11 protein-coding genes and 2 tRNA genes are annotated in these 9,127 nt (G+C 61.6%); 10 read left to right on the top strand and 3 right to left on the bottom strand.

Annotated features, from left to right (window positions below; translation table 11 throughout):
- From H7U37_RS09535 to H7U37_RS09525, 3 genes are all read left to right on the top strand, one after another.
- Positions 1–417, top strand: a 417-nt coding sequence (locus H7U37_RS09535) for a DUF4358 domain-containing protein (protein ID WP_204875411.1), incomplete at its 5' end; no start/stop codon positions are given.
- Positions 418–489: 72 nt separating this feature from the next.
- Positions 490–1,902, top strand: a complete 1,413-nt coding sequence (locus tag H7U37_RS09530; protein WP_204875410.1) for an MBOAT family O-acyltransferase — start codon at positions 490–492, stop codon at positions 1,900–1,902.
- A 21-nt stretch (positions 1,903–1,923) separates the two neighbouring features.
- Positions 1,924–3,060: a DHHW family protein gene (locus H7U37_RS09525; protein ID WP_204875409.1), complete on the top strand. Its 1,137-nt coding sequence runs from the start codon at positions 1,924–1,926 to the stop codon at positions 3,058–3,060.
- A gap of 52 nt (positions 3,061–3,112) precedes the next feature.
- Here H7U37_RS09525 and H7U37_RS09520 read toward each other — a convergent pair whose 3' ends face one another.
- The 3 genes from H7U37_RS09520 to H7U37_RS09510 all read right to left on the bottom strand — a co-directional run bounded on the left by H7U37_RS09520 (position 3,113) and on the right by H7U37_RS09510 (position 3,874).
- On the bottom strand, positions 3,113–3,478 hold the full coding sequence (locus H7U37_RS09520; RefSeq protein WP_204875408.1) for a DUF6483 family protein: 366 nt from the start codon (positions 3,476–3,478) through the stop codon (positions 3,113–3,115).
- Between the two features lie 207 nt (positions 3,479–3,685).
- Positions 3,686–3,769, bottom strand: a tRNA-Tyr gene (locus H7U37_RS09515).
- Positions 3,770–3,798: 29 nt separating this feature from the next.
- A tRNA-Thr gene (locus tag H7U37_RS09510) sits at positions 3,799–3,874 on the bottom strand.
- 168 nt (positions 3,875–4,042) lie between these two features.
- Between H7U37_RS09510 and H7U37_RS09505 the strand changes: the two genes are divergently transcribed.
- The 7 genes from H7U37_RS09505 to pstB all read left to right on the top strand — a co-directional run bounded on the left by H7U37_RS09505 (position 4,043) and on the right by pstB (position 9,112).
- Positions 4,043–4,267 (top strand): hypothetical protein, encoded by a 225-nt coding sequence (locus H7U37_RS09505; RefSeq protein ID WP_243414289.1) that lies wholly within the window; start codon positions 4,043–4,045, stop codon positions 4,265–4,267.
- Complete coding sequence (locus H7U37_RS09500) at positions 4,248–4,568, top strand: sigma-70 family RNA polymerase sigma factor (protein ID WP_338049815.1); 321 nt, start codon at positions 4,248–4,250, stop codon at positions 4,566–4,568. Before H7U37_RS09505 ends, H7U37_RS09500 begins: the two co-directional genes overlap by 20 nt.
- 69 nt (positions 4,569–4,637) lie before the next feature.
- On the top strand, positions 4,638–5,288 hold the full coding sequence (locus tag H7U37_RS09495; RefSeq protein ID WP_204875406.1) for an HAD family hydrolase: 651 nt from the start codon (positions 4,638–4,640) through the stop codon (positions 5,286–5,288).
- Positions 5,289–5,518: 230 nt separating this feature from the next.
- Positions 5,519–6,319, top strand: coding sequence for a phosphate ABC transporter substrate-binding protein (locus H7U37_RS09490; RefSeq protein WP_204875413.1), 801 nt, complete (start codon positions 5,519–5,521; stop codon positions 6,317–6,319).
- Between the two features lie 213 nt (positions 6,320–6,532).
- The gene (gene pstC, locus H7U37_RS09485) at positions 6,533–7,435 is read left to right on the top strand and encodes a phosphate ABC transporter permease subunit PstC (protein ID WP_204875412.1); all 903 of its coding nucleotides are present in this window, start codon (positions 6,533–6,535) and stop codon (positions 7,433–7,435) included.
- 39 nt (positions 7,436–7,474) lie between these two features.
- Positions 7,475–8,338, top strand: coding sequence for a phosphate ABC transporter permease PstA (gene pstA, locus H7U37_RS09480; RefSeq protein ID WP_204875405.1), 864 nt, complete (start codon positions 7,475–7,477; stop codon positions 8,336–8,338).
- Between the two features lie 12 nt (positions 8,339–8,350).
- Entirely contained in the window at positions 8,351–9,112 is a 762-nt protein-coding gene (pstB, locus tag H7U37_RS09475; RefSeq protein ID WP_204875404.1) for a phosphate ABC transporter ATP-binding protein PstB, read from the top strand.
- The last annotated feature ends 15 nt before the right edge of the window (positions 9,113–9,127 follow it).

Genomic DNA, 9,127 nt, shown 5'->3' with positions numbered 1-9,127 from the left:
TCCCCCACCCCTGCGCCCACCGAGAAACCCCAGACCTCCGTGGTCCAGTCAGTCTGGAAAGACATCTCCGCCCTGGATCTGCCCGCCAGTATGATTGACCTGGACGCCGACACCCTGAAGGCCATCTACGGCATTGACAGCGCCGACCTGGTGGAGTATGTCTGCAAAATGCCCATGATGAACACCCAGGCCACCGAGTTCTTCATCGCCCAGGTGAAGGACGGCAAGATGGATGCCGTCAAGGCCGCCGTGGAGGACCGCCAGGCCGACATGGACGCCCAGTGGAGCACCTACCTGCCCGAGCAGTACGGCCTGGTCCAGAACTACAAGCTGGTGACCAGCGGCAACTATATCCTCTTTGCCGTGAGCGAATACGCCGACGACGCCGTTTCCATCTTTGACAGCTATGCAAAGTAAAGCTGATTTGATATAATGCAATGGCCGCCTGTATCCAGGCGGTAATACCGCACGGAACGCAGGTGACGCTTTTTGATCTTTTCCACCATCTACTTCTTGTTTCTCTATTTCCCCATTGTCCTGATCCTCTACTATATCACCCCCCTCAAGTGGCGCAATATCCCCCTCTTCATCGTCAGCCTGGTCTTTTACGGCTGGGGAGAGCCGGTCTACCTCTTCGTGATGCTGGCCTCCATCACCATCAACTACCTGCTGGGCCTGGTGGTGGACCGGTACAAACGGCGGGACGACGACAAAGGGGCCCGTATGGCCGTGGCCGCGTCGGTGGTCATCAATCTGGCCATCCTGTTCTTCTTCAAGTACTGGGATTTCATCGCCGGCTCTCTGGAGGCGGTGGGCCTTACCTTTATGCCCAAGCTGGGCCTGGAGCTGCCCATCGGCATCTCCTTCTACACCTTCCAGACCATGAGCTACACCGTGGACGTCTACCGGGGCGACGGACACTGCCAGCGCAACCCCATCACCTTCGGTACCTTCGTGACCCTCTTCCCCCAGCTCATCGCCGGCCCCATCATCCAGTATAAGGACCTGGACAAGCAGCTGGAAAAGCGCACCCACAGCGCCGAGGGCTTCGCCTCCGGCGTGCAGGTCTTTGTGATCGGCATGGCCAAAAAGGTCCTGCTGGCCAACAACCTGGGGATGCTGTGGGACGTCTACAAGGCCACGCCGGTGGCGGAGCTCACCACCGCCGGCGCCTGGCTGGGCATCCTGGCCTTTTCCCTCCAGCTCTACTTCGACTTCTCCGGCTATTCCGACATGGCTGTGGGCATGGGCCGGATGCTGGGCTTTTCGTTCATGCGCAATTTCAACTACCCCTATATCTCCAAATCGGTCACCGAATTCTGGCGGCGGTGGCACATCTCCCTTGGCAACTGGTTCCGCGACTACGTCTATATCCCCCTGGGCGGCAACCGGGTATCCAAGGGCCGGCACCTGGTCAATCTGCTGGTGGTGTGGGCGCTGACCGGCATCTGGCACGGGGCCAGCTGGAACTTCCTCTTCTGGGGCCTCTATTTCGCCGTGCTCATCATCGCCGAAAAATTCTTCCTCCTGCGCTGGCTGGAAAAGCTGCCCTCGTTTGTACAGCACCTCTACACCGTCTTTGTGGTGCTGGTCAGCTGGGCCATCTTCGCCGTGGAGGATTTCGGCCAGATGCGGGGCTATCTGGCGGCCATGTTCGGCTTTGCCGGCGGCGGCGCCATGAACGCCTCCTTTGGCTACTATTTCCGCTCCTACCTGCCCACCCTGGTTCTGGCCATTCTGGCCTGCGTGCCCTTGTGGAACGGGCTGTGGCAGCGGCTGGAGGAGAAAAAGCCGGTGGTGCTCCGCGTGGCTCTGCCGGTGCTCCTGTTGGGCGGATTGCTGCTGTGTACTTCCTACCTGGTGGACGCTACCTATAACCCCTTCCTCTACTTCCGTTTCTGACAAAGGAGGTCCGTTTCGATCATGAGCAAAAAATACGCCATTTTTATCACCGCGCTCTTTTGTTCCTTCCTGGCCGTATTTCTGGCGGCCAACGCCCTGACGCCCGATCAGGAATTTTCCGAGCTGGAAAACCGCACCCTGGCCCAGCGGCCTGAGCTGACCCTGAAAAGCCTGGCCAGCGGTGCATTTATGAAGGACTTTGAGACCTACACCACCGACCAGTTCGTGGGTCGGGACGCCTGGGTGGGCGCCAAGGCCCGCCTGGAGGCCCTCATGGGCAAGCAGGAAAACAACGGCGTGTATTTCTGCGATCAGGATACCCTGATTACCCGCTTTGACACCCCCGACGCCCAGCAGGTGGCCACCAACCTGGGCTACGTGGAGCAGCTGGCTCAAAAGACCGACGTGCCCTTTTACTTTGGCCTCATCCCCGGCGCCGCCGAGGTGTGGGCCGACCGTCTGCCCGAGGGTGCCCCCAACGCCAGCCAGAAGGACGTGATCGACCAGGCTGCTTCCGCCGTGCCCAGCGCCCAGCAGGTGGACCTGTACAGCGTGCTGATGGCCCACAAGGACGAGGACCTCTACTACCGCACCGACCACCACTGGACCAGCCTGGGGGCCTACTACGGCTATACCGCCCTTATGGAGGCCATGGGCATCACCCCGGTCCCCCTGTCCGACTATGAGAAAACCACCGTCTCCACCCAGTTCTACGGCACGGTGTTCTCCTCCTCCGGTGTGCGCTGGGTGCAGCCCGACCAGATCGACATCTACGTCCCCGACACCGGCGTCTCCGTGGTCTCCCACACCTACGACCAGAAGGGCAACCCGGTGGAGGAGCCCCGGGCCCTCTACGATTACAGCTATCTGGACGTCAAGGACAAGTACTCCTTCTTCTTGGGCGGCAACCAGGCTCTGGGTGTGGTGACCACCTCCCACACCGACGCCCCCAAGCTCCTCATCGTCCGCGACTCCTACACCGACTCCCTGATCCCCTTCCTCACCGCCCATTTCTCCGAGATCCACCTGGTGGACCCCCGGTACTATAAGGGCTCGGTGAGCCAGTACATCCAGGACAACGACATCGATCAGGCGCTGGTGCTGTACAGCGTACCCAACTTTGTGAGCGAAAAGCAACTGGTGTGGATCTCCCAGTAAAAAACGCAAAAAGACCGGTCCCCGCCCAGGGGATCGGTCTTTTGCTTTGTGTTCAGAGAGCCAGCTCCACGCCGAAGCGGCGGGCCATGTCCCGCAGACCGTCGCCCACCTCCTCCCGGGTAAAGCCGCCGGCCTCCAGCTCCCGGTCGGTGCGCTGATTGAGGTGCGCGTAGAAATCCACCGCCACCGCCAGAAAGCGCAGGTCATCCTCGTCGGTCTCCTCGTAGAGCAGATCCTCCACCTCGTTGAACGCCCCCGCCTTGACCAGCTGGTCCAGCCGGAACCAAAGCCCGTCGGCGGCGGCGTCCTCCGTCCGGCCGGTGGGGGTATAGCCCGTATCGGTCTTGCCCAGCACCAGCCGGGCGATGGTATTGGACAAGGCGTCGGTCTGACGGACCATATAATCATCTTCCAGCATAAAAACGCTCCTTTCTGTCCACTTTATGGGACTTCTAAGAAAAAAGGACACCGTATCCCTCTTGACGCCGGCTCCATTGCGTGGTATCCTAAACAGGCAGGGTAGAACAAGCGTTCTATCTCCATCCAACCGCGTCCCGCGGCGGGCTGCCGGCCTTTTTCCGGGACAGGAAAAATAAAAATGCCCCGCCGATTGGCGAGACATTTTTGGTGGAGGAGGGTGGATTCGAACCACCGAAGCTAACGCAACAGATTTACAGTCTGCCCCCTTTGGCCACTCGGGAACTCCTCCATATGAACTTGTCAGCTCCGAAAGGACGGTGGAGCTGGTGGACGGACTCGAACCCCCGACCGGTTGATTACAAATCAACTGCTCTACCAACTGAGCTACACCAGCAAATCAGCTCGTCCACAACGACGCTTATTTTAGCAGAAGGGAGGGAATCTGTCAATAGGTTTTCGAAAAAAATTTTGATTTTTTTGCGGGCAGTCCGGCGCCCCTGTGGGGGGAGGGGCAGGACGATCAAAACGGTGCAGGAGGCGCACAGGAAAAAACATGACCCTGATGGAATTATCAACGGAATACCGGGCCCACGCCCAGGCGCTCCGGGAGCGGATCACGCTTTTGGAGTCTTGTATGGAAGAGACGGAGGAGAAGGACCAGCGGCTGCTGCTCTACGGGCGCATCCGTATGCTGCGCACCATGTGGCGGGAGGCCAGAGATCTGGCGGTCCTTACGGGACATTACTACGAAAGGGGGTATCACCGCAGTGCCAGATATAAACTATAGAAAGGGGAGCGTCTACGCCGCCGATCTGGCGGTCTACGCCCGGGCCATGAGCGCCGACAACACCGACCAGCTCAACCGGGTCAAGCGCAACCTGGTGCGGGCGCTGCGCAGCGACGTGACCGAAAAGCAGCGCCGCGTCCTGCTCCTTTACTACGCTGAGGGGATGACCATGGCCCAGATCAGCCGGAAGCTGGGGGTCCATCCCTCCACCGTCTCCCGGACCATCCGCCGGGGGGTGAACCGGCTGCGGCGCTGCCTGCGCTACGGCGCGGAGGCTTTTCTCACCCAGGCCGACGACTGACCGGGGAGGCGCTTGCGCGGCGGGGCGGGATGTGCTATCCTCAAGGGGAAGAAAAAGGAGGTTTGATCCATGGACTATCGTGCGGTCCTGTTTGACTTTGACTTTACCCTGGCCGACGCCTCGGAGGCCATCGTGGCCGGCTTCCGGCACGGCTTTGCCGTGATGGGACATCCCGAGCCCCGGGCCGACGCCGTGCGCGCCACCATCGGCCTGCCCCTGGAGGACGCCTATACCCTGCTCTCCGGCGACGGGGACCCGGACCGGCGGAAGGAATTCCGCGGCCACTTTTCCCAGGTGGCCGTCCCCATGCAGATCGAGGTGACCAAGCTGTTCCCCGGGGCGGAGGACCTGCTGCGGGCCCTGAAGGCCGCCGGCATCCCCGCCGCCATCGTCAGCACCAAGCGGGCGGATACCCTGTGCCGGGTGCTGCAAAAACGGAACCTGCTGGAGCTGCTCACCGCCGTCACCGGCAGCGAGATGGTGCAAAAGCAAAAGCCCGACCCGGAGGGACTGTGCAAGACCATCGCCGGTCTGGGCCTCGCCCCGGACCAGGTCCTCTACTGCGGGGATACCGTCATCGACGCCGAGGCCGCCCAGCGGGCCGGCGCCCACTTCTGCGCGGTGCTCAACGGCACCACCGGCCGGGAGGCCTTCGCGCCCTTCCCCGCCGACTACATCGCCGACGACCTGAACGCCCTGCGCGTCTGGCTGGGGCTGTAAGCTTCTCCGCGAACAAATGAGGCCCGATCCACGGCTGATATTCCGTGGATCGGGCATTTTTTCTCTCACTTCGGAAAGTTTTTACAATTTCACCGCACTTTACATACACTTTACAATCCCTTGGAGGACGACTTTACAATCCCCAGGCTATACTATGTACGTCCTCTGGGAGGACATCGCGCAATGCCGATACACAAGATGAAATGAAAAGAAATGGAGATCGAATGAACATGAAGAAGATCCTCTCTCTTGCCCTGAGCGGTATGCTGTGCCTGGGCCTGCTGGCCGGCTGCTCCGACAGCGCCTCCGGCGTGGTCAACACCGACGGCTCCACCTCTATGGAAAAGGTCATGGGCGTGCTGATCGAATCCTATCAGGAGAACAACCCCGGCGTCACCGTCAACTACAACGGCACCGGCTCCTCCGCCGGCATCACCGCCGCCCTGGACGGCACCGCCGACATCGGTCTGGCCAGCCGTGATCTGAAGGACAGCGAGACCGGCGTAACCGCCATCACCGTGGCCAAGGACGGCATTGCCATCATTGTCAACCCCCAGAACCCCGTGGCTGATCTGAGCGTGGAGCAGATCGCCCAGATCTTTACCGGCGAGATTGCCAACTGGTCCGAGCTGGGCGGCAGCGAGGGCCAGATCGTCCCCATCGGCCGTGAGGCCGGCTCCGGCACCCGGGACGGCTTCGAGTCCATCACCGGCACCGAGGATGCCTGCAAGTACCAGAACGAGCTGACCTCCACCGGCGAGGTCATCGCCAACGTGGCCTCCAACCCCAACGCCATCGGCTACGCCTCCCTCTCCGCCGTGGACGACACCGTCAAGGCCATTACCGTGGACGGCGTGGAGGCCACCGAGGAGACCGTCCTGGACGGCAGCTACGCCATCCAGCGCAACTTCAACTTCATCGTCCCCGAAGAGGGCGAGCTGAGCGAAGCGGCCCAGTCCTTCATCGACTACGCCACCTCCGCCGACGCCGCCCAGCTCATCACCGACGCCGGCGCGGTGCCCCTGGCGTAACAGCAGATATTACCCCTCCCGTCCCGGGAGACCCGTACCCCTCCCCAAGGGCCGGGTCTCCCGGCATATGGAGGTCCTCGGAAAGACCGCTGACCTCCGCCGGCGGCTTTTCCGACGCCCTCCAGACACGCCCAAGGCGTGTGCTGCCGTCAATGCCTCAACCAATCAAGAAAGGTGTGAGCCACACACATGGAATCCAACGCTGTCCCCGCCATGTCCCAGGCCGAGGCGGTGAAGCTTCAGCCCCGCCCGCTGCGCGTCATGGAGCTGGTCATGAAGCTGATCTTCCTCATCTGCGGCCTGATCTCGGTGGGCTTTGTCCTCTTCATCAGCCTCTACCTCATCGTCTCCGGGCTGCCCGCCATCCTGACCATCGGCCCCGTGGAATTCCTCTTCGGCACCACCTGGGCCTCCACCGCCGCCGAGCCCCAGTTCGGCATCCTCCCCTTCATCCTCACCTCGGTCTACGGCACCGCCGGTGCCATCGTTCTGGGCGTGCCGGTGGGCTTTCTTGCGGCGGTCTTTCTTTCCAAGGTGGCCCCCAAACGCATCAGCCGCGTCATCCGCACGGCGGTGGAGCTGCTGGCCGGCATCCCGTCGGTGGTCTACGGCCTCATCGGCATGATGGTGCTGGTCCCGGCGGTGCGGGAGCTCTTCCACCTGCCCGACGGCGCCAGCCTCTTCTGCGCCATGATCGTACTGGCCATCATGATCCTGCCCACCATCATCAGCGTCTCCGAGACCGCCCTCAACGCGGTGCCCAAGGAATACGAGGAGGCCTCCCTGGCCCTGGGCGCCACCGAGATCGAGACCTACTTCCGGGTGTCCGTCCCCGCCGCCAAGAGCGGCATCGCCTCCGCGGTGGTCATGGGCATCGGGCGGGCCATCGGCGAGGCCATGGCCATCATCATGGTGGCGGGCAACGTGGCCAACATGCCCTCCCTTTTCGCCTCGGTCCGCTTCCTCACCACCGCCATCACCAGCGAGATGAGCTACGCCGGCGTGGGTTCCCTCCAGCAGCAGGCCCTCTTTTCCATCGGTCTGGTCTTGTTCCTCTTTATCATGCTCATCAATATCCTGCTCAACACCTTTCTCAAGGGAAAGCGGGAGAAATGAGGGCGCTCTTTCAATTTGCGTAAAGGAATGATATACTAAATGGAAATGCAACCCCTTTCCGGCCGCCGGAAGGCCTATGATCTGACCCTCCGTGCGCTGCTCTATCTCAGCGCCATTCTCACCTGCGCCCTGCTGCTTTTCATCATCGGCTATATCTTCTGGAACGGTCTGCCCCATGTGACCTGGGAGCTCATCAGCAGCAAGGGGAGTTATATTCAGGATACCATCGGCATCCTGCCCAACATCCTCAACACCATCTATTTGGTGGTGGTGACCCTCCTCATCACCCTGCCCCTGGGGGTGGGCGCGGCGGTATACCTCACCGAGTACGCCGCCAACCGCCGGCTTCTGGCGGTGATCGAGTTTGCCACCGAGACCCTCACCGGTATCCCCTCCATCATCTTCGGTCTGGTGGGTATGCTCTTTTTCTGTAATTTCCTCAGCCTGGGCCGCTCTCTGCTGGCCGGCTGTCTGACCCTGGTCATTATGACCATCCCCACCATCATCCGCACCACCCAGGAGTCCCTGAAAACCGTCCCCCAGAGCTACCGGGAAGCCGCCCTGGGCCTGGGCGCGGGCAAGTGGCACATGATCCGCACCGTGGTGCTCCCCTCCTCGGTGGACGGCATCGTCACCGGCTGCATCCTGGCGGTGGGCCGGATCGTGGGCGAGTCCGCCGCCCTCCTCTTCACCGCCGGCATGGGCATGAGCCTCAACAACTTCTTTGCCTCGGCGGATAAATTCATCCATAGCTCCGGCGCCAGCCTCACCGTGGCGCTGTACGTCTACGCCCGGGAGCGGGCGGAGTTCGACGTGGCCTTTGCCATCGCCGCCATTCTGATGGTTCTCACGCTGGTCATCAATCTCTCGGCCAAGCTGGTGGGACGGAAATTAAAGAAATAAGGAGAACTCCTCATGTATGAGACTACCGTGCTCTCCGCCCGAGAGCTGAATCTATACTACGGCGCCGCCCATGCCCTCAAGAACGTCAACATCGACATCCCCGAGAAAAAGGTCACCGCCCTGATTGGGCCGTCCGGCTGCGGCAAATCCACCTTCCTCAAGACCCTGGACCGGATGAACGACTTGGTGCCCACCGTGCGCATTGAGGGGACCGTTTCCTACCGCGGGCAGGACATCTACGACCCCTCGGTGGACGTGACCTGGCTGCGCAAGCAGATCGGCATGGTCTTTCAAAAGCCCAACCCCTTCCCCATGAGCATCTACGACAACGTGGCCTACGGCCCCCGGACCCACGGCATCCGCAGCAAGGCCCAGCTGGACGACATCGTGGAGCAGTCCCTCAAGGGCGCCGCCATCTGGGACGAGGTGAAGGACCGGCTCAAAAAGTCCGCTATGGGCCTCTCCGGCGGCCAGCAGCAGCGCCTGTGCATCGCCCGTGCCCTGGCCGTGGAGCCCGACGTGCTCCTCATGGACGAGGCCACCTCCGCCCTGGACCCCATCTCCACCTCCAAGATCGAGGACCTCATCACCGATCTGAAGGAGAAATATACCATCGTCATCGTGACCCACAACATGCAGCAGGCCACCCGCGTGTCCGACAAATGCGCCTTCTTCCTGCTGGGCGAGCTCATCGAGTATGGCGACACCACCCAGCTCTTCTCCATGCCCAGCGACAAGCGCACCGAGGATTATATCACCGGACGCTTCGGCTGAGCCGTTACACCCAAT

Origin of the sequence: Pseudoflavonifractor phocaeensis (assembly GCF_016901735.1) — a bacterium.
Lineage (GTDB): Bacteria > Bacillota > Clostridia > Oscillospirales > Oscillospiraceae > Pseudoflavonifractor_A.
This window is presented reverse-complemented; position numbering and strand designations above follow the sequence as displayed.